The organism is Undibacterium sp. Ren11W (assembly GCF_049340485.1).
Classification (GTDB): Bacteria; Pseudomonadota; Gammaproteobacteria; order Burkholderiales; family Burkholderiaceae_D; genus Undibacterium.
Genome location: NZ_JBMPPB010000004.1, coordinates 44,593 through 70,852 on the forward strand (window position 1 = coordinate 44,593; position 26,260 = coordinate 70,852).

The window sequence follows — 26,260 nt, forward strand, 5'->3', positions numbered from 1 at the left end:
CATAAAATTAAATCATCGGAGACAAAATGCGTCAAACCAAATTTACCTTGGCTATCTTAACTGCGGTTGCAGTATTAGCCGGCTGCGGCGGTAGTACCAATAGCGCGGGAGATCAAACTCCTAAATTTAAATACAGTGCGCAAGTGTCTTTTGGCGATAGCCTGTCTGACGTCGGGACCTATGCAGTTGGCACGGTTCAAGCACTGGGCGGCGGCAAATTTAATATTAATGGCAATAACGTTGCGGTTAATCCTGCTTTGACTGGCAAAAACTGGACCGAACTGATGGCGGCGCAATTAAATTTGCCTGCACCATGCTCAGCGATGACAGGTTTGAACGGTGAGGCAGCTAAGGGTTTCGCAGTGCCAGTGGTAAGTCATCCTGGTTGCTATGGCTACGGGCAAGGCGGTGCGCGCGTGACTAATCCTGTCGGGCCAGGTAATGCTCTGACAGGCTCTGCTTTAGGCGCATTGACTGTACCAGTTACAACTCAAATTAAAAATCACCTGGCTGCCGTTGGCGGTAAGTTTAAAGGCGATGAGCTGGTGTTCGTGATGGCCGGTGGTAATGATGCATTGATGCAGTTAGCCACACTTTCTGCAGGTGCGACTAAAACAGGGCAAGATAAATTTGCGAGTACCCTGGTTGGTTTGTTGGCGTCTGGCGCGACTAATCCCGCTTCGGCGGCACAGGCTATCGGTATTGCAATGGCAACCGAAAGCGCACGCGCCGGACATACTGACGAGACTGTAGTCGGTGCCGCTGTTGGTGCTGCGGCAGTTCAGGCTGGCAATTCTTCTGTTGCTTCGCCTGCAGTCTATGGTCCTATGGTTGTTACTGCAAAAGCTGCAGGTAAAACAGCGGGTTCCGATTACGCGAATGCCAATGGACCAGCAGCGGTCGTAGCGATGGGTGTTGCTGGTGCTGAGCTAGTTGCTTTAGTGAAGACGCAAATTATCGCCAATGGTGCTACTCGTGTTGTAGTCAATAATCTGCCTGATTTGGGAACCACGCCAAGTAGCCTTAGCCAAAGTGTTGAAACTCAGGGCTTGATCAATTTGATGGTAAAAACATTTAATGATCAGTTGAATGCTGGTCTGGCGAGTGAAGCCAAAGTGGTGTTGGTCGACGTGTTTAGTGTAAGTCACGATCAGGCGACAAATCCAGCACCGTATGGTCTGTCGAATGTAAAAGACATGGCTTGTGATCTCGATAAAGCGAAAAATCCACTGGAAAGTTCACTCGGTTGCAATGCTAAAAACCTGGTGGCGGGTGACGTGAGCCACTATCAGTTTGCCGATTCCGTTCACCCAACACCGTTTGGATATTGGTTATTGGCACGTTATGTGACTGAGCGCCTGGTTGTCAAAGGCTGGATGTAAGACTTGATAGGCCCGTAGGTACTGTGATGAGACCGCCGGGCCGACAGTACAATGGCGTTAGCCACACTAAAATGAATCTGGAGACACAATGAAATTACATATACAGAGCGCAGTGAAAATGCTGGCGGTAGCGGCAGCAATGACAGTCGCGGCTAGCGCTTCAGCGCAAAGCGCGGGCCAATGGACAGTTAAGGCTGGTTTGAATGTGATCACGCCTAAGGTCGAGAGTGGTGATTTGTCGGCACCTGCCTTGCCGCATACTAAAGCGGCGGTCGGTACTGATACGGAGCCTGTGCTCATCATCACTTACAGCCTGACTGATCATATTTCTCTGGAGCTCCCTTTGGGCTTGCCTTACGAGCATAACTTGTACGGTGCCGGTGCGATTGAAGGCACGGGGATGCTGGGTAGTTCTAAAGTATTGCCAGTGACAGGCTTGGTGCAATACCGTTTCCTGAGCCCGACCGCAACATTGCGTCCTTATGTCGGTGTCGGCGCAACTTACGCCGTCTTCACCAAGACTACAGGCTCTGCACAATTGACGGCGCTGTTGGATGTAGGTGGTCCACCGGCAACGTTTAAACTCGATAATAAACTGGGCGCGACCTTGCAAGCTGGCGTAGCCGTTGCGCTCAATGAAAAATGGTTTATGGATTTGAGTGTGACCAAGACCTATTTGAAAACGAAGGCAACTTTCTCTACCGGTCAAACTCAGGATCTGAAATTTGATCCTTTGGGTGTCAGTTTTGGCGTCGGCTATAAGTTCTAAATCCGAGTCCGGTTTTTTCGCAAGTTTAGAAAATATAAAACCAACGCTGCTTTAACGCAGCGTTGGTTTTTTTATGCGCAAATTTAAATTTCCACGCAATAAATTGTCACGCAGTAAACGCTAAAGCGAGACTTGATTTCTTCCTGCCTCCTTGGCCCGATACAGTGCTGCGTCTGCTGCTGCCACAAACACAGTACCATCCTGCGCTTCTCTGAGCATGGCTAGACCAAATGAGGCGGTAACATGCGGTAAATCGATTTGTAAGTCGGCAAACACACGGGCCTTTTGCAGGCGTTCACACAGTCGATTTGCCACGATCATTGCAGATTGCTCGTTGGTGTTGGGTAAGATAACGATCATTTCCTCACCACCATAACGTGCCGCAAAATCACTGGGGCGCAAACCCGCATTGAGTACTTTTGCCGCAGTTTGCAAGGCATCATCACCCATCACATGGCCATGCGTGTCATTGAACTTTTTAAAGTGATCCAGATCGACCATGATGATGCTCAGGGGGCTTCCAGTGGCGTGAGCATTCTCTATCATGATGGGCAATTGGGTATTGAGCCAGGCCCGGTTATGCAAGCCAGTGAGACCGTCAACCATAGAAAGCTGGCGATAAAACTCACCGACTTTTTGTCGCTTACGAATTTGTGCATTTGCTGCACGGATACGAAATGAGAGTAGTTGCAAGAGATTTCTAGCGACGCCGTTCGATTCGTCGATCAACTTCCACATGGTTTCGGCCTCGACCACGAGTAGCTCACTATCGCAGAGGGCCGAAATATTACTCGAATAAATTTCTTCATCCAGCACAGAAATTTCGCCTACACATTCACCGGGTAGATATTGGAGTTTGGCATGTTCTGTTGGTTTGCCGTCCGGGCTTGCGGCTAAGTTACTTGCGGCACCTGTGTTGCCCAGTGCACCGCTCAGAACGATGTAGAGGCGGGCACCAAAGCTATGTGCATCCAATACGATCTGCCCGGCTTTTGCTTTCATCACAAAGCAATTTTTGATGATGTGGGCAATTTGCTGTCTATCTTCTGGAGAAATGTTGCGAAATAGATGGATGCTATCAATGTCGTAATCTGCATTCTTAAAATACTTCAGCTGTTCCAAAATAAATTTTCCAAATACGTTAATAGCAAGTAATAAAAACTACAAAAAAACAGGGTATTCGCTGGACGAATTTACCGCAAACTAGTCCAATGCTAGGCCTACGCCATCATAAAACCTGATCCATCGCCTCAAAACGTAATTCAGTCTCGTGGAAGATTGCCAGATAATCTGCTTCTGTCAGCGCCAGCGTATCCCAGGCCGTTTTGGACAGCAAGGGAACTAGCTCTTTTTCAGTCTGACTAAGGTCGAGCGCATGCGCGATTGCATTGGCAACGTGGACGATGGCAGCCACCGAATTGAGCTCCTTATCTTCCGGCTCATGATGACCTCGAATTGCATCTTGTATCGCATCCGAAAATTGCCAATGGACCGCCAGAATTAAACCGGCAGCTACATGATCGATACCCAGAATAGCTTGTTCTGCGTCGATCAGATGGCAATCTCTTTGCGCCTGGCAGACCAGCACTTGTTCGTACTCTTTGGGGAAGCGGGTGACCAGCACCAGGCGACCTATGTCGTGCAGTAAGCCAGCGGTAAAGGCGAAGTCATGCTTCATGTGCAGAGTGCGGGAAATTAATTCAGCACAAATGGCGGTAGCAACGCTGTGCCGCCAAAATGCTTTGAAATCAAAGCCGCGGCAGCGTGTCACTGGAAAACTATTCGTCAACGAGGTCATGCGTATCAGGTTCTTAACGTTCTTGACGCCTAACATGGCAACTGCCTGCTGTAAGGTAACCACTTTTGAGTTGGCACCATACAAGGAGGAATTTGCTAATTTTAATGTTTTAGCCGCGAGCGACTGGTCTTGCGCGACTTTAGCGCTGATGGCATCCAGACTGCTGTCTTCATCGTCCAGATTGCACAACATCTGTCGAGCCAGTTCGGGTAAGGACGGCAAATCCTTGATCTGCTTGATTACCTGCTCCAAGGGCAGTTGTTGGCCTGGGTTTTCAATGAGGGATGCACTCATAGCGTCTCCTCTTGGCGATATTTTTGTAAATAGATGAGCAGGCTAGCAATCGGCCCCGCTTGTTCTGCGTGCCTGAATATCTTATTGAGCCTATCCATTTTCGCTTGCCGCGTTACTTCTTTATCTTGTTCCGGTTCTGATGCATCGTCGATCAGGATAGAAAGCTGATGGACGTCATGATGATGCATGGAGGCGATCATGACGCTAGTCAGACAAGTGCCGGCGGGTAACAAAACATGCCCTTGCTTATCGAGCAGATTGTCGGCTAAGACCATGTCTGCGATAACGCTTTGAAGTGGCAGATAGTGGTGGCGCTTATTCATGGCAGTTAACTTATCCTGACTGTAATTTATACCTTGCACAAATTAATCACCTATTCGCATCATTAGCAAGGCACCGCACAATTAAGTGTAATAACTTTTCTATAAATTACCATGCTTTTGTTGTTGATGAATAACAGTTTTCCTACTATATACTACGCTCTGGCTAAATATGCATGAATTCATCTATTTTGAGGCTGGGCAAGCCAGCTTTGCTAATCGCGATTTCTGGGAAAAACACATTTCATGGCCTATTTGAAGAATTTATTCCATAGCCGCTCGCGACTAAGCATTAGTGTAGCGCTAGGAATGCTCGCTTTTTTATTGTTGCCCGATAATTGGGGCGGTATCACGCGTGCACTTTTGTGCTGGAACGTCGCTGCCTGGTGTTATTTGCTGTTAATCGCCTGGTTGATGTTTAGCGATCATAAAGCCAGCGTGCGTAAACTTGCCCAACAAGAAGATGCAAGCGCGCTGGCTGTATTGCTGATCATGTCGCTCTCCGCGGCACTTAGCCTTTTCGCTATCGTGTTTGAACTATCAGGTATGAAGGGCTTGCCACAGGACGTACGTTTTCTCAAATATGCCCTAACCGTGGCCACGGTGATTGGATCCTGGTGTTTGGTGGCGACGATTTTCACCTTTCATTACACCTTATTGTTTTATCGATCCGCTAAAGACCAGCGACCTTTGCGCTTTCCGGACGACGAAGAGTTTCCGGATTATTGGGATTTTTTGTATTTCTCCTTCACCATCTCCTTGGCGGTGCAAACCTCCGATGTGACCATCATGTCGCGTCAAATGCGCAAAACGGTATTGGGTCATGCGGTGTTAAGTTTCTTTTTTAATTTGGCGATACTGGGCTTTTCTATCAATATCGCCGCTAGTTTGGTTGGTAACTAAGGCAAATTTACCTTGCGCCTTGTGCCTGTATCTGGCGTCTGGCTTCTGGCATAAAACTGCGTTCGCTGTCCTTGGGTTTTACGCATTCTGCAATCCTCAAATAATTTCTATGGCACTTAATTTTCTCTGGACAGGTTTCTTTTTTGTCGGCTTTATCGCAGCTTTGGCGCAATGGTTGTTTTTAGGCGATGTCGAGGTCTTTAAGCGCATCATCGATGGCACCTTTGAGTCGGCAAAAGTAGGCGTGATGGATATCGCTTTGCCTTTGGCCGGGGTGATGACACTGTGGCTGGGCATTATGAATATCGGCGAGAAGGCGGGTGCTATCAATTTTATCGCGAGGATCATCGCGCCATTTTTTGCCAGGATTTTCCCAGGTGTGCCGGCCCAGCATCCTGCGAATGCGCATATGGTGATGAATTTTTCCGCCAATTTACTCGGACTGGATAATGCGGCCACCCCGTTTGGGCTGAAGGCGATGGAGAGCCTGCAAACTTTAAACCAGAACAAGGAAGAGGCCAGTGATGCGCAAATCATGTTTCTGGTCTTGCACACATCCGGCTTGACTTTGATACCGGTGGCGATCATGGCGCAGCGCGCCGTGCTGGGCGCGCGCGACCCTTCGGATATTTTTATCCCCTGCATGATCGCCACCTATGTTGCTACTGTGGTCGGCCTGATCGCCGTGGCGATTAAACAGCGTATTAATTTGCTCGACAGAGTGGTGCTGGCTTGGCTGGGAGGCATCACCAGCTTGATCGTGGCGCTGGTCTGGACTATGAGCCAGACTATGAGCCGTAGCGAGATAGAAGTGTTTTCTAAGCTCAGCAGTAATCTCTTGTTATTCACGATTATCGTGGTCTTCATGCTCGCTGCGCTGCGCAAGCGCGTCAATGTGTACGAAGCATTTATCGAGGGCGCCAAGGGAGGTATACAAACCTCATTGACCATTATTCCATATCTGGTCGGGATGCTGGTGGCGATAGGTGTGCTGCGTAATTCTGGCGTGCTCGATTTGATCGTATCGGGGTTTAACTGGGTGTTCGTGCAACTGGGTATGAATACCGATTTTACGCCAGCCTTGCCCACTGCCTTGATGAAGCCCTTGAGCGGCAGTGGCTCCAAAGCCATGATGGTCGATGCCATGCGTACCTATGGCGTCGATTCTTTCGTCGGTAGGCTAGCGTGTATTTTCCAAGGTTCGGCCGACACCACCCTGTACATCGTCGCCCTGTATTTTGGATCGGTAGGGATACGCAAGACCCGCTATGCGATTTCTATGGGTTTGCTGGCCGATTTTGCTGGTGTGGTGGCCGCTATATTTGTGGCGTATTTATTTTTTCACTGATTATCGGGAAGCCTGGCTATGCATGATCAAATCGAGCATCGTAATGATGACGCAGTTAGGCAAGACCGCACTATGCTTAGTCAGGAGTGGTTGCTACTGCAAAGCCAAAGTGAGCAACTGGAACGCAGCTGTCTCTTGATGAAGCTGGTTTGCGTGCTGCTGTTTGCACTCGGACTGATGTTGACTCTGAATTGGTACTTGGCAGCAGCCTTTGTTTGTATACTCTGGCTACAAGAAGCGATCGTCAGAACTTCGCAAGCGCGTCTGGTCGCGCGCATTTTGCAGCTGGAAGCTTCGCTGCGGGACGCTGCTCTAGCACACGCTGGAACGCAGGTATTTCAACTGCATACGCAGTGGCAACAGCAGCGCGGTGGCGCACTTGGCCTGGTACTGGAGTACCTCAAAAATGCAGCTAGACCCACCGTGGCTTTCCCTTATTTAGCCTTGCTGATGCTCGCCACCACGCTACTGATCATATGCTACTGATAATAGGGTAGCAACTGGCTGCTATAGCTAAGCTAGGCGAAACCAAGATGCCTATACTTGATTTCAAAAAGGCATAGGCTCAGAGCGCATATTCCATGCGCCTTGCAGGGCAGGCAGGCCGCAAACCCGCATGGGATATGCGTAAGCGGCCACCCTTCGATTTTTTTGAACGCTACTGGCTGCGCTATTGAAGGCCGATTAAATCGTCGGGCTGGCAATGCGAGTCTGCCACCACGCCGCTTTATCGAGTAAGGCTCCCATTTCCATCGTCAATAATTGACGCTCGCGCATCAGGCAGCGGCCATTTACCCAGACATGGCTGACTTGCTCGCGCCCGGCGGCGTAGACGATCTGCGAGAGTGGATCGTAGACTGGCTGGGTTTCCAGTGCTGACAAGTCTATCGCAATCAGATCGGCTTGTTTGCCGACTACCAGACTACCAATTTGATCGCCCATGCCCAAGGCTTTGGCACCCGCCAATGTCGCCATTTCTAAGGCGATGGCGGCACTCAGGGCGGTGGCATTGCCTGATTCGGCTTTGGCAAGTAAGGCGGCCATCCGCAAGTCGCCCAAAAGATCGAGCTTGTTATTGCTGGCGCTGCCATCGGTGCCGATGCCGACGTTAATGCCCAGACCTTGCATCGCGTGCACGCGTGCAAAACCCGAGGCCAGTTTCAGATTGCTGGCAGGATTGTGAGCGATGTGCACCCCAGTTTTGCTCAATAGCGCCAGATCAGCGTCATTGGCATGCACCATGTGGGCCGCAATCAATTGTGGCGAGAGCAGACCCAGCTGATGCAGGCGCTCTAGTGGACGCATCCCATATTGCTGCAAACTGGTGGCCACTTCATCCGCGGTTTCGTGGATATGGCAATGGATGCCGATCGCCAGCTTATCAGCCAGTGCTAACACTTTTTTAAAGCTCTCATCGCCGACTGTGTACGGGGCGTGTGGTGCTAGTTTGAAGCTGACTCCGCTTTGTCCGGCGAAGGCAGAATGTGCCGCGACCGCCTTAGCCAAATAGCCATCGGCATTGTCAGCGTAAGCGGTCGGAAAATCCAAAATACTGCAACCAACCACGGTACGCATGCCCGATGCAATGCCGGCGCGGGCAACCGCCTGATCGTAAAAATACATGTCATTGACGGTGGTGGTGCCGCCGCGTAGCATTTCGGCCATTGCCTGCAAACTGCCGTCAAACACAAACTCATCCGAGACATGCTGCTTCTCGGCCGGCCAGATATGTTGGGTCAGCCAGTCCATCAAAGCCAGGTCATCGGCCAAGCCGCGTAACAGGCACATCGCCGAATGTGCGTGCAAGTTGACGAAGCCGGGCAGTAAGGCCTGCTGCGCTAGCACTACATGCTCAGCATCCGGGTAGTCTTGATACGCTTGTGCGCTAGGAAGTAGGGCGCTGATTTTGTCGTCGCAGATGACTAGGGCATGCTGCGTCAAGACGCAAGCGCGTGGCTCTACGGGGATTAGCCAGGTGGGATGGAGGCAGGTGATTTTTTTCATGTTGGGCGTAAGTGATTACAGTGCCTAAAGTATAAGGTCTGTTGGGAATTTAAAATGGGCTTTTATGTTAAAACGCCTCGCCGTTTTAAGGGGCGAGGCGCTTGTCGGCTACTTTTCGGATTCTGCTTAGCCGCCGAGTAGTTCCATTTTTTCCATTGCACTTAAGAGCAGATCATCCAAAGCCGCGTGGCGTTCGTTCATCTTCTTGATGTCGTCGGCTTTGCTTTTTTTGTACAGATCTTGATCTGCCAGACGGTCGGCAATATCTTTTTGCTCGGCTTCGTACTTGGCGATCAGAGCTGGCAATTCGTCAAATTCTCTTTGCTCTTTATAGCTGAGTTTTTTCGCTTTGACGACGGCGGGCGCGGCCACGGCAGCAGCCGCTGTGGCCGCCGCTTTTTGCTCTGTCTTGCCTATCGCTGATTTGCTCGGTGCCGGCGCGCTGCTACGGTATCTTTCCCAATCGGAGTAACCACCGACGTATTCTTTCCAGTTGCCTTCGCCTTCGGAGGCGATTACTTGCGTGACGACGTTGTCGAGGAAGGTTCTATCATGGCTGACCAGGAACACGGTGCCGTCATAGTTTTCCAGCAATTCTTCCAGCAATTCCAGAGTTTCGATATCCAGATCATTGGTAGGTTCATCGAGGACCAGGACGTTGGCTGGTTTGGCGAACAGGCGCGCTAATAGCAAGCGGTTACGCTCACCACCCGACAATGATTTCACAGGGGAGCGGGCGCGTTCCGGTGCGAACAAGAAGTCGCCCAGATAAGACATCACGTGCTTGCGCTGACCGTTGACTTCAACCCAATCGCTACCCGGAGAAATGGTTTCTGCCAGACTGTCTTCATCATTTAGTTGACTACGCATCTGATCGAAGTAAGCGATCTGCAGCTTGGTACCTTGCTTGATGGTGCCGCTGTCTGGCTCGTCTTGACCCAGGATCAGTTTGAGCAGGGTAGTTTTACCGGCACCGTTGTGACCGATCAGGCCGATCTTGTCGCCGCGCATGATGATGCTGGAGAAGTCGTTGATGATCTTCTTCTCGCCAAAGCTCTTAAAGACGTTTTCCAACTCAGCGACGATCTTGCCCGAGCGCTCACCGGTGGTGACATCGAGGCGTACCTGGCCTTGTTGATCGCGACGTGCGCTACGTTCTACGCGCAGATGCTCGAGGCGCTTAACGCGGCCCTCATCACGCACGCGACGCGCTTTCACGCCCTTGCGTATCCAGATTTCTTCCTGTGCCAAAAATTTATCAAACTTGGCCGCTTCGACTTCTTCGACTTCAAGCTGTTCTTCTTTACGGATCTGGTAAGTGCTGAAATTACCCGGGAAAGAAGTGATCTTGCCGCGATCGAGTTCTATGATGCGGGTGGTGACGTTATCGAGGAAACTACGATCATGGGTAATGAACAGTACGCTGCCTTTGAAATCGCGCAACAGGCCCTCTAACCACAAGATAGACGAGAAATCCAGATGATTGGTCGGCTCATCGAGCAGCAAGACATCGGGTGCGCTGACTAAGGCGCAGGCCAGCGCGACGCGCTTTTTCATACCGCCAGACAGAGTGCTCATGACCGCATCTTTGGACAGGTTCAGCTTGTCTAAAGTCGTCTCTACCGTGTTATTCAGGTTCCAGGCATCGGCCGCATCGATTTGCACCTGGATGTCGTGCATGCGCTCCATCAGGGCGTCGTCATTGTCGCCGCCGAACTGACCGGTGATCGCTTCATATTCGAGTAACAGCGCCGGCATTTCACCCAGACCAGAGGCAACAGCATCAAACACGGTTTGATTCGGATCGAATTGTGGCTCTTGCTCTACATAGGCAATCTTGATGCCTTGTTGCATCACCAGCAAACCATCGTCGAGTTTGGAGGTGCCTGCAATAATTTTCAGCAAAGACGATTTGCCGGTACCATTGCGGCCGATCAAACCGACGCGTTCTGAGGTTTCGATAGAGAATTCTGCGTGGTCTAGCAGGGCGACGTGGCCAAATGCCAACTGAGCGTTACTGAGTGAAATGACTGCCATAAATACTTCTGTAGGGCTGAAAAGAGCCGATGCGGGGTAAATAAAAGGCGTATTGTACCGTACCGGCGATTCTTCTTAATTGATTGTTCGTGTTAGCTCATGTATTATTGCTGGCTTCGCAGAAAAAAGTGTCGTTTCGCTATTTTTCCCGCGTCTCTCCGTAGCACAATGGATAGTGCACATGCCTCCTAAGCGTGGGATACAAGTTCGATTCTTGTCGGAGGGACCAGGTTTTGCTTAGCGCTAAAAATGGACACATCATCTGGCCTCGCTTCTGAATAAGATCCGAGGCTTTTTTGTTGCCCTTAATTCTGGTGTGTGCTTGTTGCCACGCTAAGCCTTGCGCGCATCGTCAATATCAGCTCTATCAACGGCGAAAAAGGGCAATTCGGCCAAAGCAATTATGCGGCTGCCAAGGCTGGCTACATCACCGGCGTCAGCTTTGATGTGAATGGTGGCCAGTACATGTCTTAAGCCTGTTATTGCAGGGTGGCGGTCATTATGGGATACCCCTGGTTGCGCAAAAATGCTCGCGCCCGTGCGATTGGAGCCTAGCCTCGGTTTTCATGGCAAGAGTGCACCGCTGACCTTTAGCGACATTTCTCGCACAGATATATTCCTCTATTTGTTGGTATGCTCGCTATTTTATTCATTAACTTCGTTTAAGTCCCTAGGGACGCTTAACTTTGTCCCGATGCTGTCGGAGTGGCTGATTTCGACATTTTGGTGCTCGGCAGGCGTTGACTTTGGATTTTCAATACACTACTGTATTGTTGGTCGTTGCATGCAATATAGATAATTTTTGTATCTTGCATACCGATAGCAAAGCATTATCCTGATGGCGATTAGCAGCTCAGTAAGTCGTCTTGATTATGTATAAATTCAGCGCACAAGTACTTGGCATTGCCAGGCTATTGACGACAAAAATAGAGGAGAACCCCCATGAGCGATCTCGTAGTGCGACGTCTTTTGATAGACATGAAAAGCCCGATAGTCAGTCGCTGGAATGGAGGCGACGCGTTTCGCTCGGCATTTTTCAGCGCCTTGTCGATGAGTTTTCCGATTGGTGAGCAATACTTTATCGACTCGGTACGTAATGGTCTAAAAAATCTGCCGGAAGAGGAGCGTGAGCGCTTTGCGGCAGAAGTTCAGGGCTTTGTTGGGCAGGAAGCGACCCATCGTCGTCTGCATACGCTGTTTAACCAGCATCTGGATAATTTAGGCTATACCAATGAAATCGAGGCACGCGCGATCCAGCGTATTAAGGCGAACTCGGGCTATAACCTACGTTCGCACGTCGCCGCCACCGCCGCTACCGAGCATTTCACCGCCATTTTTGCCGACTGGATCTTACGTCACCCAGAGGCCTTGGCCGGTGCCGAGCCGCGTTTGCAGACACTATGGCAGTGGCATTGCGCGGAAGAGTCCGAGCATCGCAGTGCCGCCTTTGATATGTATAAGGCGATGGGCGGCGAGCATGCCTGGCGTATCAGAGCGTTTTACTATATTTCCCTGATTTTTATGGTCGATCTGGCGCGTCAGACCGTGCGCAATCTGTGGCATGACTCCAGCCTGTTTTCGTTTTCTACCTGGCGTAGCGCGACCAGACTGTTGTTTGCCAAAGATGGTTTAATACGCAGCAATGTCGGCCTGTGGCGCGATTATCTGTCGCCCGATTTTCACCCCAGTCAGCACGAGGCAAGTTTGTCGCAGCAATGGTTGCTGGCCAATGCGGCGCAGTTTTCCGTGCTAGGGCAGACTGAAACGGCGCGCTAACGACGAAGTCGGTGCTGTTAGCCAGCTTGCTGATGGATCAGGTAGTTAGCAATGATGCTCTTGAGGTGGTTTTTTAATTGTGGCGAATTGCCGGGGCGACTCAGGGCCTGAAAGCTGCCGACCAGAGCCAGGTAAAACAGGGAGGCGAGCTCATGCGCTTTTTTGCTGTCATGACACAGCCTGAGAAACTTGCTCTCAAATAAATGCATGCGCGTCTGATCTACCTCGATCAGCATGCTGGCCACGGCGCTGTCGCGTCGGCCCAGACCGCGCAAGGCCAGCTCAAAACGCATGATTTCCAAATCCTCGCCGCCATGAGACAGGGCAACCTCTAGCAAACGTTCCAGATCGGCTTGCGGATCTGCCAGTAGATCGCTGCGCAGACGTCGGTCTTGTTCCAGCTCGCGCTCGCGCCAGCGTGTCAGCAAGGCGCTCACCAGCTCCGCATGGTCGGCAAAGTGCCAATAAAAGCTGCCGCGCGTGACGCCTAACTGGTCGGCCAATACCAATACACGGATATTCTTAAAGCCGGCCTCCACCACCGCCTTGAAAGCGGCGTCGAGCCAGTCATCTCTGGTCAATCTTAGTGCGGCAGGGATTTTTTTTGCTGGCTTCATATTCTTGATGTAAAAGTGGCGCGCTGCGTTTGTGCATAATCTCGGCGCCGGCATATTCTAAGGCACTACGCTGGCAAGACCTAGCGCGGCGCAGATTAGGTAAGGAATATCAAAAAAGACCAGGAGACGGGTATCAAACTCCGGCGTTCGGGGGTGCTCTCGGCCCGGTTCTTGGTTGCGCCAAAGGCAGCGGGTATAATGATGCCGTTTTGTGCCGTTGCACATACCTCTTTGCAAAGGCAAGCATGACTTTCATACAAAAACTCTCAGCCGCCTGGGTCAGCAATAATTCATTGTTGTGTGTAGGCTTAGATCCGGATGTGAATAAATTTCCGCTCGAACTGGCGCAGCAGCCGGATGCGATTTTTGCGTTTTGTAAAACGATCATCGACGCCACGGCCGATCTGGCGTGCTCGTTTAAGCCGCAAATCGCCTACTTTGCCGCCTTGCGCGCCGAAGATCAGTTGGAAGATATCTGTCGCTACATCAAACGCACTTACCCTGCCATCCCGATTATTCTGGACGCCAAGCGCGGCGACATCGGTGCCACCGCCGAGCAATATGCACGCGAAGCGTTTGAGCGTTACGACGCCGATGCCGTAACGGTCAATCCTTACATGGGCTTTGATTCGGTGGCACCGTATCTGGAGTGGAAAGACCGGGGCGCGATCGTTTTGTGTCGCACCTCCAATGCCGGCGGTTCTGATCTGCAGTTTTTAAATGTTGATGGTAAGCCGCTGTATCAGCACGTGGCGCAACTGGTGGCCGATAAATGGAATACTAATGGTCAGTGCGCTTTGGTCGTTGGTGCTACCTTTCCGAATGAATTGGCGCAGGTGCGCAGCATCATAAGCGATATGCCCTTGCTGGTGCCGGGCATAGGCGCACAGGGCGGTGATGTCGCTGCGACCGTGGCTGCCGGTAAAACGGCGGATGGCACTGGCATGATGATCAATTCTTCACGCGCGATCTTGTACGCCAAGGCTTTGGCTGGCGAGTCTTACACTCAGGCGGCACGCCGCGTCGCGCTGGAAACCCGCGATGCGATTAACGCTTGCCGTTAGTCCTAGTCCTAGTCATTAAATTTACCGCGCATTAAAAAAGGGAGGCAGCTCCCTTTTTTTACGTTTGAATTTACGTTTGAATTATGCTCAAGCGCTTACCGAGATGCCTCCAGAGTTTTGCTTATCCATGAACTGGAGCGGATCGGCATAGGCATGTAGCAATTGCTGCACCTTTTTAAAGATGGCCGCATCGCTGCTATTGTTGCCGTTACTGCTAGCAGAATCGGAGTTGCTGTCGGTTGATGCCGAACTTGCGCTTTTATTGACGGTGCTGGTGCTGGCCGAACTTGCGGCGGTGTTGCTAGTGTTTGTAGTTGCCGTCGCCGTGCTCTTTTCGAGGTAGGCCAGGGTTTCTTGCATGCTGACCTTACCGTCCTCATTGGTGTCCGCCGCGGCAAAATTTTCGGCTACTTTGCTCAGGCTAGCACCGGCTGCGCTGTTGGTTTTGCTGATGTCGCTTGCCATTTGCTTCATTTGATCTTGACTGATACCAGCGTCATCGTGGTCGCCGCCAGACGGAGGTGGTGGCCGATGCGCGCCCCGTGCTGCTTGGCTAGATTGGGTGCCGGTTGCGTCTGTGGTGCGGCTGGCATTGAACTGGCTGTCGAGTGCATCGCTCAATTTTTTCAGGCCAGAGCTAAATTCGTTTTTAGTGACCTTGCCGTCGCCATCGCCATCAAGTTTACTGAACAGGTCGCTGACGCTGGCCGCATTGCTACTTGTTGCGGTGTCGCTAGCGGAGGATGTGCCCGCACTGATTTTGCTGAAGGCTGATTCGAGGTCAGAGACCTCCAGATAGCCCTGAGACTTGGTATCAATCTTGGAAAAAACTTCATCAGCGATTTTTGCGCGATCAGGTCGTTGACGTTGGACGTTGCTGGCCGAACTACTATAGGCAGACGAATTGCCTATGCTTCCTATCGAACTCATGATGTGACTCCCGGGAGGTTGGTATGCGGTTCTGATCTGTGTGGGATCCCATTGTCACCACGCGATGTTGCCTGCGTGTGTCGGCTTTGTATCAGTGCTGACACAAAGCCTTGCCTAGGCTGGTCGCGTGGATGGCGTCATGCTGCTTGCTGCAGGGTAGGGCGGTATACGTTATTTCCCGTCTAGGGCGCTATGGGAAGACGTTCTGGGCAGCGTCAGCTGCGCGGTGAGTCCAGGCCCTGGCACATTGTTGTAAAGTTCTAGTTGGCCAGCATGCTGGCGTACGATTTCCCTGGCAATCGCAAGTCCAAGCCCGACCCCACCGGTGTTCTTGTTACGCGAGGAGGATAGGCGGTAAAACGGTTCGAATACTTGTAGCAAGGCATCCTCGGGAATGCCGGGGCCTTTATCGCTGATACGTATGACGAGCTGGGACGCGCTGTCATGCAGACTGATGTGTGCTGATTTACCGTAATTGACAGCGTTTTCCAGTAGATTGCTCAGGCAGCGACGTAAGTCTGCCGGTATGGCGATGATGGGGAGCGTGTTGCCCGTCAATGACACTTCTTTACCCTGTTCTCTGGCGTCGTCGGTGAGTACCTCAAGCAGCGCCTCGATATCCAGACTTTGTCCCAATTTACCAAACTGGCCAGCGGTATTGGCAATCTTGCTGTCGCTGTCGAGCGTGCTGCCGTGAGCGCTATCACGTAGATAGTCGAGCGTGGCATCGAGCATTTGCCGCATTTCTTCTATATCTTGCCGCAGTTTGTCTTTTTCGCGCTCGTTCTCCAGATGCTCGACGCGTAAATACATGCGTGTAAGCGGGGTGCGCAGATCATGTGATACCGATGCCAGAAAACGCCCTCGCTCTTCGAGCTGGGTATGAATCTTTTGCTGCATGCTGTTGAAGATACGCGCCGCCTGTCGCACTTCGGACGGCCCGCTTTCTAACAAGGCCGGGGCATTGAGCTTATCACCGATCAGGCTGGCAGCGTCGGCCAGGCGTTGTATCGGTTTTGCCAGACTGCGTGATCCCCAAAAGGTGGCAAGCGCTAAAAATCCCAGTTGCAGTAGCATGCTGACGAAAAATCCTAAGAATGGACCTGACATCAGGCTTTGATTGTGCGGCGGATGTGCTCTCAAATGTGGCGGTGGCATTGGTGGTGGCGTTGGCGGCGCCGGGAAATCGGGAGCTGGACCTGCTTGTGCTAGAGACTGGGTGCTGTGTGGTGCGAATGATGTCGAATGTGGCGGCAGATGATCGCCCAAAAACGCAAACAGCAGTACCAGGGTAATAATGTGACTGGCAATTACCGCCGCCATCGCCAGCCCGAACATGCGCGAGAATATGGTGTCAGAAAAAAAGCGTTTCATGCGATTGGCTCAGGCTTGTAGCGTGAACATATAGCCTTCACCACGCACGGTTTTAAGCATGGTCGGCTCAGACGGATCGTCATCGAGTTTTCGACGTAAGCGCGATACCAGTAAATCTATGCTGCGGTCAAACATGTCGACCGATTTTCCGCGTGCGATGTCGAGCAATTGTTCGCGGCTAAGGACGCGCTCCGGCCTTTCTATGAATGCCATCAATAGACGAAACTCGGCATTCGACAAGGGGATTACTTTATTTTCCATCGTCGTCAGTTGACGGCTCTGGCAATCGAGACGCCGCCGGTTGAAAATGATTTCCTTGTTTGGCGTGGCTGGTCTGGCCTGTGGCTCGTTATTACTACGTCGTAAAACCGTATAGATGCGCGCCACCAGTTCGCGGGCGTCAAATGGTTTGACCACATAATCGTCGGCACCTAGTTCGAGTCCGGTTACTTTGTCGCTACATTCTCCGCGTGCGGTCAACATTAAAATGGGAATGTGCCGGGTTTTGGGATCGTGGCGTAGGCTACTCAGTAGCGATAAACCATCCTCGCCGGGCAGCATCAAGTCTAGCAAAATCAGGTCGAAGCTAGACCTTGCCAGCTGCTGACGCATGGCCTTGCCATCGGTGACGGCAAGGCAGGCGATGCCAAATTTTTCAAGATAACGAGCGAGCAGTTCACCAATTTCAACATCATCGTCCACCAGCAGTACCCGAATATGCGTGCTTGTCGCCATTAATTCAGATTTCATCCAGATAACGTTGCAGCCGCTCTAGTGCGTGCGCAATGGTTTGCTCGCGCACTGCATGCCTATCGCCTGAAAAGACCCGTCTTTCGGTGTGCGTCACGCCACCGACTACCCAGCCAAAACAAATGGTACCTACCGGCTTGCCAGGTACCGCACCGGTCGGTCCGGCGATGCCCGTGGTAGACAGTGCGACATGTGCATCGGACTGAGCCAGTGCGCCTTCGGCCATGGCGGCGGCGATCTCTTCGCTGACCGCGCCATGTTGGGCAATCAAAGAATCGGGAATGTTGAGGATTTCGGTTTTAGAGGCATTCGAGTAAGTGACAAAGCCGCAGTCAAACCATTCTGAGCAACCGGCCACTTCGGTGACGGTCTGACAGACACCGCCGCCGGTACAGGATTCGGCAATCGTCAGCAGTAACTTACGCGATTTGAGCGCCTCACCCAATTTTTCTGCGAGTTCTATAGAGTTCAGCATGGCATGGTCTCCTATGGTGGTGGGTGTGGAAATACTTTACCACTTTGGCGCACAGATTTTGCGGTTTTTATGCAGAGTGAAGAGAAAAAACAAGCAAAATTGGCAACAGCCGGTACGCCGCAGATATTCAGGAAAATAAAAAACCTAATATCCATGCGGCTCCTGAGCCTAAATGCGACGCTAAGGCGCATGGATATTGCGCACTGGGTTTTTAGAAGTTCTCTTTTTCTGTGTTTAGCAGGCTGTGCCTGAGCCTGCCTTGGTAGTAAGTAAATTTTCTGATCAGCGTGCTAAGTTGCGACCGTGCTTGCTATAATCGAAACCCTAGCTTGTCTGTGTCGCCGATAAGTAAGTTGGGCACAAGCAAACCAAGAGCCAAGCACGCTAATAATTCAACCATCACGAATGAGACTAATAAGATGAAACGAGCACTGACTTCTGTATTTTTGGGCGCAGCCCTGTTGGTTTCCGCCAACGCCATGGCAGCGGCACCGAAATTCGCCGTAAAAAATAATGCTCCAGTGGCCCTGATCGACGATGCAGGCGCACGCGCTATCTGGTTGGAAAATCTGCCAGAAGCGACGGCCCTAAAATATCCAGTTAAAAAACTAGGTTACCTGAGTGAAGTCAACGGCGGTTTTGATGACCACAAAAATTGCGTAGTGGTGGCACGCGCCATGCAAGTACCGGTAAGCGGCAAAAATTTCATCTACGATCCTAAAAAGACCTCAATCACCTTGGGTACCCAAGCTGGTGCCACGCCTGAGCAATGCAGCGCGCTGGCTAAAACGAAATTGAAAGAAGCCGTGCAATCACTGGTAGCTGCCCTGTAATTTAGCCCGGATATTTGGTTCGGATAGTAAGTCCGGCAATAAAAAAAAGCGATGCCTTGCATCGCTTTTTTTATGTCCTACTGATGCGCTTTATAGTAAAAGCGTTGCGGCCAAAGCCCCAATCAAGGCCAGCATGATGGCGATAGGATAAAGCATTCCCAGCGCCATGCAACGCCACAGCGCGCTGAACCAGCCTATCGCATACGTCGTGCGCAGTGCCAGAGGCAGATACACGCTGCTGCCAAGTACGATGAGAAAAGTGATCAGGCCGTACCACGGCAGCATTAACAGTAAAGAGCTTAGAAACAAAAACGCATGAAAGTGAAACGCAAACAGCAAATGCGCGCCATAGGGAATGCGCCGTCTGACAAATAGCAGTTTCAAGAGCATGGCAAACACCGGCATTAAAAAAAACATGGCTTTCGGTGCCTGTGTCAACAGACCTTGCATGGCCGCCTGGATACGTTCTTTGGGCGGCAGTTGTTCGAAACGTTCTATCTTTGTTGCGATCGCTTGCGCGGTGCGCTCACCAAAGGTCTGGCCTAAAAAATCCATGGCGATCTTAGTGTCACCGGCGACAATATGAAACTCTTCGTCTTCCGGGATATTGATCTGAAATGAATTTTCCTTTAGATCAGGATGTGGTCCGACTGAGCTAATTCCTTGCGGCAGTAAGATTTTTTTTGGTTTTTCGGTTTGCTCCGGCGCGGTCGTCTGATTATTGCTTGCTGGCTCAACCGCTATGCTGCTGTCTGAGTCGAACTTGCTAGCGAGCGACAGCATCAAAAAATACAGCAGCGACAAACCGATATACAGACGCACAGGGCGGATAAATCTTTGTCGTCTGCCTTCCAGAAAATCCACCGTCAGGCCGCCCGGATAGCGGATCAGGTGCCATAATGTGCGCGGCATCTTGCCGCGCTCCAGCACATTGCGGGTTAAAAACTCGTAGATAAAATCGATCGTGGTAGGCGCGCCCAGCAAGGCTTCCTGACCGCATTGCGGGCAATAATTTCCGCTAAATACGCTGTTGCAATTGGCGCACGGGGCATGCTCTGCCGCTTTGGTGGAACGCATAAAACGCGTAAGTTGGGCGGGTTTTGTCATGTTCGATTACAGCACGCGCCACAAGGCAAATGCCAGCAGCGTAAAAAATGCCGCCACGATGTCGTCAAACATGACGCCGAAGCCGCCTTTGTAGCGACGGTCAAAATAACCTATAGGCGGTGGTTTGACCATATCAAAAAAGCGGAACACGATGAAGGCCCAGCACTGGGTTTTAAAGTCGGCCGGTGTTACCAATAACAGCACTAGCCAGAACGCGATGATCTCATCCCAGACCATGCTGCCATGGTCGGCCACGCCCATATGCTTGCCGGTGACAGCGCAAGCCCAGACCCCGACAAAAAAACCTAGCACTATGATGACGGCCCAATTGAGCGGCGTAAACAGCTCAGGCCAACGCACAGAAAATAGGTTAAAAGTAAGCCACGCAAACAAGGTGCCGGCTGTGCCCGGCATGATGGGCGAGAGCCCGCTGCCGAAACCCTGTGCCAGAATATGTGCAGAATGCGAGAACATAAAACGCGCGGTGGGGCGCACAATTTTTGCCTGTTGGCCGGATTCTAAAATTGTCATGGGCTAGAGAAATGATCAAAAGAAGTTAATTGCAAAGACACAGGCTGGCCGAAATCATCGAGTAAGCGCAGCCCAGGGGCGGCTTCGATACTACCGACCCGAGTCACCGCGGTGGCGCTGGCAAGGCCGGCGGCCAGCACGGCAGCACGTTGTGCCACTGGCGCGGTGAAACACAATTCGTAATCGTCGCCACCAGCGAGGGTAAATTCGCGCTGTAGAGCGATAGGCTGGCGGCTTAATGCGGGGCCTGCCGGTAAGCTATCGATATGCAAGCTGGCACCGAGTTTGGATCGCTCCAGTATGTGGCCCAGATCGCCAATCAAGCCATCCGAAATATCCAGTGCCGCGTGCGCAATCCCGCGCAAGGCCATACCCAGCGCGATACGCGGGCTGGGCTGATGCATGCGTGATGCGGCCAACTGGTGTTCTAACGGTGCTAAAGTCAGTTCTTTGCGATAACTGGCCAGCGCCAGACGGGCGTCACCCAGCGTGCCCGAGACCCAGATGTCGTCGCCTAACTGCGCCGCGTCGCGCCGCAATGCGCTACCCGGCGGCAGTTCGCCGAACACCGTGATGCAAATGTTTAAAGGGCCCTTGGTGGTGTCGCCGCCTATCAGGCTGCAGCCATGGGTATCGGCCAGTGCCAGTAAGCCTTGCGAGAACTTTTCTAGCCAGACCGGGTTCGCCTCAGGCAGCGATAAAGCCAAAGTAAACGCTAGCGGGCTGGCAGCCATAGCCGCCAGATCCGACAGATTCACCGCCAGACATTTATGCCCGAGTAGATAAGGATCGGCATCCGCAAAAAAATGTCGTCCCGAGACTAGCATGTCGGTAGAGACCGCCAACTGCATGCCGGGGCTAGGCGAGAGCAGGGCGCAATCGTCGCCTATACCCAGCGCTATGCGAGGGTCGGTGCTGCTATGTTGCGCAAAATAGCGCTTGATGAGGTCGAATTCTGAGAGCATCCGGCATTGTACCGAATGCCACAGAGTCTGCGCCCATCCTCATTGATAAATCGCGCTAATTTGTCCTACTTTGCGCGGGTTTAAACCACATGCCGGCGATAGAAACGGGTTTCTTGCGGGATGCGCGGAAACGCTGCTGGCAATGACGCCAGTGTGACTTGGGTAAAGCCGTTTTTTTCATAGAAGCGGCAGGCCGCCGCAAATTGTTCGGTCGTTGCCAGATACAGGCTTTGCATCTGCGCCGCATCCGCCGCTGCCAGTAAGCGCGCCAGTAGTAGTGCGGCCACGCCATGCTGAGCACCGCGATGGCTGGCTTTGACATACAACTTGCGCAGCGCAGCTTGCTGGTGGCCGATGTCGCGTAAGCCTATCGTGCCGACGACTTCATCCTGGTCTAAGGCCAGCCAAAAACCACCGCCTGCGCTTTGATAATACTGCTCGATATCCGCCAGATCCGGCTGAGCGGCGAGTGAGGTGGTTAGCCCAAACTCCTGACACTGTATCTGTAGTATCAGTTGTATCAGAGCCGGTGTGGTGGCCGTGCTGGCGGGGACGATGCGTATCATCTTATCCTTAGATAACCTAAGTAAGCGGTTTTAGATTTTTTTAAAAAGTGATACTGGATAGGAGTATCAACTACATTTTATAAATTACGCAGGTAGGCTATGCGCAAACGAAGCGTTACATCAGATACTCCCTCTATTTATCGAAAAACTAGTGACCGGCCAGAGCGCTGAAAGTGCCGTGCCCGGGCCGGATCTTCAACCGATTAGCACCGCCAGTAAGGGTGTAGTGAGCAGCAGGAACAGCACGATATTCAAACCTACGCTGAACCAGAATACGATACGAAACGCCAGCTTACTCGATTTGTGGCGTAGCCATTGTTGTGCGATCAACGCGCCTGGCCAGCCGCCCAACAGAGCTAGCAGATGCAAGCTGTTTTCCGGGATGCGCCGACGGCCAGCCTTGGCGGCCGCTTTGTCGATCGCATAGATCAGCAAGCTAGCCAGACTCAGCAACAGATAGCTGAGCGCCCACCACGGCGAAATCGGCCACTGCAGATTGAGCAGCAAATACAGCGCTATAAACAGAGGAATAGCGCTGGCGCCGAGCAGCCCCGATTGCGCAGCAGGTGCGCTGTGGCGCTTACTACTATTTGGTTGGCGCGGCCTGGTTTGACTTGCCCCATGTTGCGCCCTGATCTTGATGGCACGCGGTTTGGAATTTTGTTGCAGATCGAGCTCGTAAGTGAGGCTTAGTCCTATAGTTGGGGAATTAAAATTTTTCGATAAGGCGCTGATATGGACGAAAATTTCTGGCCCGCCCTGAGCCGGTGCGATGAAGCCAAAGCCGCGTTCCTTGTTCCAAGTTTTTATTTTTCCTTGATAGCGCATGTCGGTTTACAGGAGTAGATGTCAATGGGTAAGGGTATCGTCAGATTTGGTTTTGAACATAATTATTATGCTGAACCAGTGGCTTTACGCAATAAATATTCTAGCGGCCCTAGCTTGAAGTAATTTCTCCAGTAGCTAGCAAAGATCGTCGCCACGACACAAAAAATCAGAGCACAGCTGAGCGCCATCGCCAGCGATTGTTGTTTTAAGTAGCCGAGTGCCTCGAGTGCACCCATACCCAGCACCACATGTGCCAGGTACAGCGTCAGCGCCAGTTGGCCGGTATGGATTAAGGGCCGCAAGTAGACCGAATCGTGGCAGCGCTCGGCCACTTCTACGCATAAGGCAATCAATGCGCATGCACTGGCCAGCGCCGATAAAAAATACAAGGGCAGTGGCGGCATCGGTGTTGTACTGAACAAATACTTGACTAAGTCGGGCGCATAAGCCTGCTGCAATAGCAACTGGCGTATCCCAAAACCCAGAACTTCGATCAGCAGGCAAACGAGTAATCCAGCGAAAAAAACACGCTGGCGTGTCTTCGCTTGCTGCATAGGTAGTCGCCCCAGTGCCATCCCGAAAATCAAAAATCCGGCCCATGGAAACACTGGATGAAATCCATTAAAGAAAAGATTGCGTAAGAAACCCTGGGGCGACCATAGATCTGCATAGCTGAGGGTGCTCCAGTTCCAGGCGGTACTGTAATCGAGTACCGCGAAAATAAACGAGAATCCGGCGGCCAGTGCAAGGCTTAGCCATAACAAACACCTGCTCGACAGCTCCAATAGCAAGGCGCCGATGGCAATATACACGCCGTAATAGTGCAAGATATCAGCTGGCCAAATTGGTAGGTAGAGCAAGCCGATCACGAACAAAAACGCAGCACGTTTGAGTAAAGTTGTTCGTGCTTGCCGCAGGCTTTTCTGATCGCCGCTCAAGCGCGCTTGCTGAGTCATGAGTGATAAACCGACCCCCGCCAGGATGACAAACACGGCAGAGGCGCGACCATCGAGCAAGTTGAACATGCTTAGCCACCACACTTCATCGTCATGGCCGACATGCATCACGGTTTTGAAGTTGACGAAAATCATGCCAAAAATAGCCAAGGCGCGCGCCAAGTCGTATCCAAAAATTCTTTGCATAGCTAAGTCGATTCCTGTGTTGAGGGAAGGTTTTATTGCACGGGATTAGCGGGAGCTTGAAGCAGGTGTTTAGCTACGCACTTAGCTATACACTTAGCCATACACTTAGCCACGCCCGGCCTCTATCTTACCGAGTATCCATTGCAGGCCCGCCAGATGTTGTTGATCATGGCTGCATAAATAATGCACCAGACTACGCAGGGTGAGCGGCCCATAGCCTTCGAACTGCGCCTTGCGATTAAAGTGTTCGCTCGTCAGTTCGCGCAGTACAGTCATGGTTTGCGCGCGCGCCTCGCGGAAAGCGGCAAACACTTCTGTCGCGTTCTGCGTCCCGTAGGCGCGGCTGATGGCCAGCGGTTCGCTATCTATGGATGCCAATAGTGGATTCACTTCGTTCAGGGTGCGGCTAAACCTCAGGTGATAACCCTCTATCTCGATATCCCTGATGTGGCAAATCTGCTCTAGCGCCGTAAACGCCTCACTAGGAATACCCAGCCAGGAAGCCGGTGCCCAGTTCTTAAAATCATCAGGGATGGCATCGTAGTGTGCCTGCAGTTGTGTCGGAAAAGCTGCTAGCGTATCGAGGGTGATGGAGTTCATAGTTTTGAATAATATGGTTTAAGGATTGGTGATGTAGCTGCGGCCGCGCATGGCACCTTGCGACGATTCGCCAAGTCAGCGGTGCCGTCGTCGGCAAAGCGCATCTTGCGTTGAACATCCGTCATGCTGGGAGCAGTGTTTTCATCGTTGATACTGTGTTTGAATTAATGCGGAGCCACGGCGATTGCTTCGGCCTGATAGTCAGTATCTTGCGCTCTTTTAAAACAATACAGGCTCACGCTTTCTCTTGTTAAAGTCCAGCTGAGGTAGCGGTTCTTGACGCTCTCTTCATTGAATGTGGCAACGTTACTTGGCTTGGCGTAGCGTGAGATCAGCAATTTTTCTATCTGTTTGCAAGTAGGGTAAGTGCGCTCCGGGCTCTCAAACCCGAGTCGCAATCTGGCATTGCGATGCGGGCCAAACAGCTCTATCGAAAAGATATGATCATGCGTGTCCTTCGCCGATAACTGAAAATAATTGTGAGCTTCAAATGTCGAGTCGGGATAGCGTCTGAGGAGGTCTTGCGCAGTGCTCGCCAGACTTAATCCGGCGTATTCAAATGCTAGCTCATGCGCACGCGCATGCTTGGTGTAGCCTATATCTAGACTAAGAATCAATATCAAAACAAATGTGAGAAAAATTCGTAACATGCTGCGCTCGTGTCGTTTGCCAGAGCGGGGGCGCTACCCTGGCGAATGGAATTTCACTATGATTGAAGAGCCAAATATTTGTATCGTGATTTTTTACCGTGCTTTTATCCAGTGATAGATGCGGCGGTCTTCAGCCTAAGGTTTCAACAAGCAAACGCCAGATGATGACAATTAAATTGAAAGCCTTTTTCCAGATACAGGCGATGGGCAGCATGACGCGCGTAGCCTGTGTCTAAATGGACGCCGGCACAGCCAGAACTTTTAGCGTGCGCAATTAAGTGGTCCAAGACTTTGCCGGCATAGCCATTGCCCCTGGCATTTTGCAGGGTACTTAAATCGTCTATGTATAAGACTTTACCCCAGGCTAAAAATTCCACAGACCGAAAGCCCGCGACACTTTTTATTCTGCCGTCATGGCGTAGTGCCAGAATTTCATAGCACTGAGTTTGCTGTCGTCTGATTTGCGCCAGAAAATTCTCGTAGTCTAGCTGTGGCCGGAGTTCTTTAAACGCTGGGAAACAAGCGTAGATATCTTCATCCGAGTCTGCAATCAACAGTTCTATGCTCATTCCTTGCTTCCTTTTTCCTAGAGTTTGACGCTAACTGCCGCAGCGGACTTAGCTGCTTGGGCCTATCGGCAGTAGGCACGGCTACAGCGTTTTTCACAAGCTTGCTGCGCTTGGAATTGTAAGCCAATAGGCGGCCATTTTGCTAGTATTTTGATAATATTTAGCGTTGCCATGCTGCTCTCGGGATTTTTTGCCCAGTACCCCTTGTCAGAGGCATGCAATTGGAATCCTAAGAGCACAGGTTTGTCGCTATGGAGCTTGCGAGGTATGGCCTCGGCGTACGGTCTACGGCCCACGGCTCACATAGCCCGCTGCAACGACTGCGTCAGTGCGAGGATAACGGCTTGTGCCAGCATTTCGCCGGCCTGCACATGTTTGCCGACATACCGCTGCGGGATGCCATCAGGGTCTGAGACGATGATAATCGTATCGCTGTAAGCCTAGCCGGTTCACAGTCAAATTTTTTACAGCACCCGCGCCAACACGCATATTCCATGCGGGTTTCCAGCCTATGTGCTTGGAGAGGCGCATGGGATATGCGCGCTGGACGGGGTGACAATTGGAAAGGCTAGGGTACGATATTTTTGCGGAGATTGTGGCTTTGCGGCCTTGAATTTAATTGTGATGC

At 51.6% G+C, this 26,260-nt stretch carries 27 protein-coding genes, 1 tRNA gene and 1 pseudogene; 10 read left to right on the plus strand and 19 right to left on the minus strand.

All coding sequences use genetic code 11. The features are described from left to right. The first annotated feature begins 26 nt into the window (after nucleotides 1-26). Nucleotides 27-1,382, plus strand: coding sequence for an SGNH/GDSL hydrolase family protein (locus ACO0K8_RS10845; protein WP_422946679.1), 1,356 nt, complete (start codon nucleotides 27-29; stop codon nucleotides 1,380-1,382). Nucleotides 1,383-1,470: 88 nt separating this feature from the next. Then, on the plus strand, nucleotides 1,471-2,151 hold the full coding sequence (locus ACO0K8_RS10850) for an OmpW/AlkL family protein (protein WP_422946680.1): 681 nt from the start codon (nucleotides 1,471-1,473) through the stop codon (nucleotides 2,149-2,151). Nucleotides 2,152-2,271: 120 nt separating this feature from the next. Here ACO0K8_RS10850 and ACO0K8_RS10855 read toward each other — a convergent pair whose 3' ends face one another. The 3 genes from ACO0K8_RS10855 to ACO0K8_RS10865 all read right to left on the minus strand — a co-directional run bounded on the left by ACO0K8_RS10855 (nucleotide 2,272) and on the right by ACO0K8_RS10865 (nucleotide 4,566). Then, nucleotides 2,272-3,273 (minus strand): GGDEF domain-containing protein, encoded by a 1,002-nt coding sequence (locus tag ACO0K8_RS10855; RefSeq protein ID WP_422946681.1) that lies wholly within the window; start codon nucleotides 3,271-3,273, stop codon nucleotides 2,272-2,274. Between the two features lie 106 nt (nucleotides 3,274-3,379). Continuing rightward, nucleotides 3,380-4,243, minus strand: coding sequence for an HDOD domain-containing protein (locus tag ACO0K8_RS10860; protein ID WP_422946682.1), 864 nt, complete (start codon nucleotides 4,241-4,243; stop codon nucleotides 3,380-3,382). After that, nucleotides 4,240-4,566: a hypothetical protein gene (locus ACO0K8_RS10865; protein WP_422946683.1), complete on the minus strand. Its 327-nt coding sequence runs from the start codon at nucleotides 4,564-4,566 to the stop codon at nucleotides 4,240-4,242. The genes ACO0K8_RS10860 and ACO0K8_RS10865 overlap by 4 nt, the downstream gene beginning before the upstream one ends. 243 nt (nucleotides 4,567-4,809) lie before the next feature. Between ACO0K8_RS10865 and ACO0K8_RS10870 the strand changes: the two genes are divergently transcribed. The 3 genes from ACO0K8_RS10870 (at nucleotide 4,810) to ACO0K8_RS10880 (ending at nucleotide 7,300) form a co-directional block, all read left to right on the plus strand. After that, complete coding sequence (locus ACO0K8_RS10870) at nucleotides 4,810-5,466, plus strand: DUF1345 domain-containing protein (protein WP_422946684.1); 657 nt, start codon at nucleotides 4,810-4,812, stop codon at nucleotides 5,464-5,466. Nucleotides 5,467-5,575: 109 nt separating this feature from the next. Next, complete coding sequence (locus ACO0K8_RS10875) at nucleotides 5,576-6,814, plus strand: nucleoside recognition domain-containing protein (protein WP_422946685.1); 1,239 nt, start codon at nucleotides 5,576-5,578, stop codon at nucleotides 6,812-6,814. An 18-nt stretch (nucleotides 6,815-6,832) separates the two neighbouring features. Then, nucleotides 6,833-7,300, plus strand: a complete 468-nt coding sequence (locus ACO0K8_RS10880) for a hypothetical protein (protein WP_422946686.1) — start codon at nucleotides 6,833-6,835, stop codon at nucleotides 7,298-7,300. A 198-nt stretch (nucleotides 7,301-7,498) separates the two neighbouring features. Here ACO0K8_RS10880 and ACO0K8_RS10885 read toward each other — a convergent pair whose 3' ends face one another. Both ACO0K8_RS10885 and ACO0K8_RS10890 read right to left on the minus strand, forming a co-directional pair. Next, a complete protein-coding gene (locus tag ACO0K8_RS10885) occupies nucleotides 7,499-8,818 on the minus strand; it encodes a TRZ/ATZ family hydrolase (RefSeq protein WP_422946687.1) in 1,320 nt (439 codons plus the stop codon). A gap of 126 nt (nucleotides 8,819-8,944) precedes the next feature. Further along, nucleotides 8,945-10,855, minus strand: coding sequence for an ATP-binding cassette domain-containing protein (locus ACO0K8_RS10890; RefSeq protein ID WP_422946688.1), 1,911 nt, complete (start codon nucleotides 10,853-10,855; stop codon nucleotides 8,945-8,947). A 154-nt stretch (nucleotides 10,856-11,009) separates the two neighbouring features. Here ACO0K8_RS10890 and ACO0K8_RS10895 point away from each other — a divergent pair. The 3 genes and pseudogenes from ACO0K8_RS10895 (at nucleotide 11,010) to ACO0K8_RS10905 (ending at nucleotide 12,631) form a co-directional block, all read left to right on the plus strand. After that, nucleotides 11,010-11,084 (plus strand) — tRNA-Arg (locus tag ACO0K8_RS10895). 116 nt (nucleotides 11,085-11,200) lie between these two features. After that, nucleotides 11,201-11,278: pseudogene (locus ACO0K8_RS10900) on the plus strand (SDR family NAD(P)-dependent oxidoreductase); the annotation flags it as partial. Nucleotides 11,279-11,797: 519 nt separating this feature from the next. Next, nucleotides 11,798-12,631 carry a metal-dependent hydrolase gene (locus tag ACO0K8_RS10905; RefSeq protein WP_422946689.1) on the plus strand — a complete coding sequence of 278 codons (834 nt, stop codon included), beginning with the start codon at nucleotides 11,798-11,800 and terminating at the stop codon, nucleotides 12,629-12,631. A gap of 17 nt (nucleotides 12,632-12,648) precedes the next feature. Here ACO0K8_RS10905 and ACO0K8_RS10910 read toward each other — a convergent pair whose 3' ends face one another. Then, the gene (locus ACO0K8_RS10910) at nucleotides 12,649-13,248 is read right to left on the minus strand and encodes a TetR/AcrR family transcriptional regulator (protein ID WP_422946690.1); all 600 of its coding nucleotides are present in this window, start codon (nucleotides 13,246-13,248) and stop codon (nucleotides 12,649-12,651) included. Nucleotides 13,249-13,493: 245 nt separating this feature from the next. Here ACO0K8_RS10910 and pyrF point away from each other — a divergent pair, with 245 nt between their 5' ends. Next, nucleotides 13,494-14,312, plus strand: coding sequence for an orotidine-5'-phosphate decarboxylase (gene pyrF, locus ACO0K8_RS10915; protein WP_422946691.1), 819 nt, complete (start codon nucleotides 13,494-13,496; stop codon nucleotides 14,310-14,312). 87 nt (nucleotides 14,313-14,399) lie between these two features. On the opposite strand, the gene ACO0K8_RS10920 is transcribed toward pyrF, so the two are convergent. The 4 genes from ACO0K8_RS10920 to ACO0K8_RS10935 all read right to left on the minus strand — a co-directional run bounded on the left by ACO0K8_RS10920 (nucleotide 14,400) and on the right by ACO0K8_RS10935 (nucleotide 17,841). Beyond that, nucleotides 14,400-15,242, minus strand: a complete 843-nt coding sequence (locus tag ACO0K8_RS10920; RefSeq protein ID WP_422946692.1) for an EF-hand domain-containing protein — start codon at nucleotides 15,240-15,242, stop codon at nucleotides 14,400-14,402. 171 nt (nucleotides 15,243-15,413) lie between these two features. Next, nucleotides 15,414-16,616 (minus strand): ATP-binding protein, encoded by a 1,203-nt coding sequence (locus ACO0K8_RS10925; RefSeq protein WP_422946693.1) that lies wholly within the window; start codon nucleotides 16,614-16,616, stop codon nucleotides 15,414-15,416. Between the two features lie 9 nt (nucleotides 16,617-16,625). Further along, a complete protein-coding gene (locus ACO0K8_RS10930) occupies nucleotides 16,626-17,366 on the minus strand; it encodes a response regulator (RefSeq protein WP_422946694.1) in 741 nt (246 codons plus the stop codon). Further along, nucleotides 17,356-17,841, minus strand: a complete 486-nt coding sequence (locus ACO0K8_RS10935) for a CinA family protein (RefSeq protein ID WP_422946695.1) — start codon at nucleotides 17,839-17,841, stop codon at nucleotides 17,356-17,358. Before ACO0K8_RS10935 ends, ACO0K8_RS10930 begins: the two co-directional genes overlap by 11 nt. Nucleotides 17,842-18,260: 419 nt before the next feature. On the opposite strand from ACO0K8_RS10935, the gene ACO0K8_RS10940 reads away from it, so the two are divergent. Beyond that, the gene (locus ACO0K8_RS10940) at nucleotides 18,261-18,674 is read left to right on the plus strand and encodes a hypothetical protein (protein WP_422946696.1); all 414 of its coding nucleotides are present in this window, start codon (nucleotides 18,261-18,263) and stop codon (nucleotides 18,672-18,674) included. 90 nt (nucleotides 18,675-18,764) lie between these two features. Here the strand turns inward: ACO0K8_RS10940 and ACO0K8_RS10945 are convergent, their stop codons facing one another. From ACO0K8_RS10945 to ACO0K8_RS10985, 9 genes are all read right to left on the minus strand, one after another. Then, nucleotides 18,765-19,781 carry a DUF3667 domain-containing protein gene (locus tag ACO0K8_RS10945; RefSeq protein WP_422946697.1) on the minus strand — a complete coding sequence of 339 codons (1,017 nt, stop codon included), beginning with the start codon at nucleotides 19,779-19,781 and terminating at the stop codon, nucleotides 18,765-18,767. 6 nt (nucleotides 19,782-19,787) lie between these two features. Beyond that, nucleotides 19,788-20,312, minus strand: coding sequence for a phosphatidylglycerophosphatase A (locus tag ACO0K8_RS10950; RefSeq protein WP_422946698.1), 525 nt, complete (start codon nucleotides 20,310-20,312; stop codon nucleotides 19,788-19,790). After that, the gene (thiL, locus tag ACO0K8_RS10955) at nucleotides 20,309-21,277 is read right to left on the minus strand and encodes a thiamine-phosphate kinase (RefSeq protein WP_422946699.1); all 969 of its coding nucleotides are present in this window, start codon (nucleotides 21,275-21,277) and stop codon (nucleotides 20,309-20,311) included. Before thiL ends, ACO0K8_RS10950 begins: the two co-directional genes overlap by 4 nt. An 80-nt stretch (nucleotides 21,278-21,357) precedes the next feature. After that, entirely contained in the window at nucleotides 21,358-21,843 is a 486-nt protein-coding gene (locus ACO0K8_RS10960; RefSeq protein ID WP_422946700.1) for a GNAT family N-acetyltransferase, read from the minus strand. A 195-nt stretch (nucleotides 21,844-22,038) separates the two neighbouring features. Continuing rightward, the gene (locus tag ACO0K8_RS10965; RefSeq protein ID WP_422946701.1) at nucleotides 22,039-22,671 is read right to left on the minus strand and encodes a DUF1294 domain-containing protein; all 633 of its coding nucleotides are present in this window, start codon (nucleotides 22,669-22,671) and stop codon (nucleotides 22,039-22,041) included. A 65-nt stretch (nucleotides 22,672-22,736) separates the two neighbouring features. Next, on the minus strand, nucleotides 22,737-23,813 hold the full coding sequence (locus tag ACO0K8_RS10970) for a DUF418 domain-containing protein (RefSeq protein ID WP_422946702.1): 1,077 nt from the start codon (nucleotides 23,811-23,813) through the stop codon (nucleotides 22,737-22,739). A 105-nt stretch (nucleotides 23,814-23,918) separates the two neighbouring features. Continuing rightward, entirely contained in the window at nucleotides 23,919-24,413 is a 495-nt protein-coding gene (locus ACO0K8_RS10975) for a DinB family protein (protein ID WP_422946703.1), read from the minus strand. A 164-nt stretch (nucleotides 24,414-24,577) separates the two neighbouring features. Next, complete coding sequence (locus ACO0K8_RS10980) at nucleotides 24,578-25,063, minus strand: hypothetical protein (RefSeq protein WP_422946704.1); 486 nt, start codon at nucleotides 25,061-25,063, stop codon at nucleotides 24,578-24,580. Nucleotides 25,064-25,206: 143 nt separating this feature from the next. Beyond that, entirely contained in the window at nucleotides 25,207-25,632 is a 426-nt protein-coding gene (locus ACO0K8_RS10985; protein WP_422946705.1) for a GNAT family N-acetyltransferase, read from the minus strand. Nucleotides 25,633-26,260 lie beyond the last annotated feature (628 nt).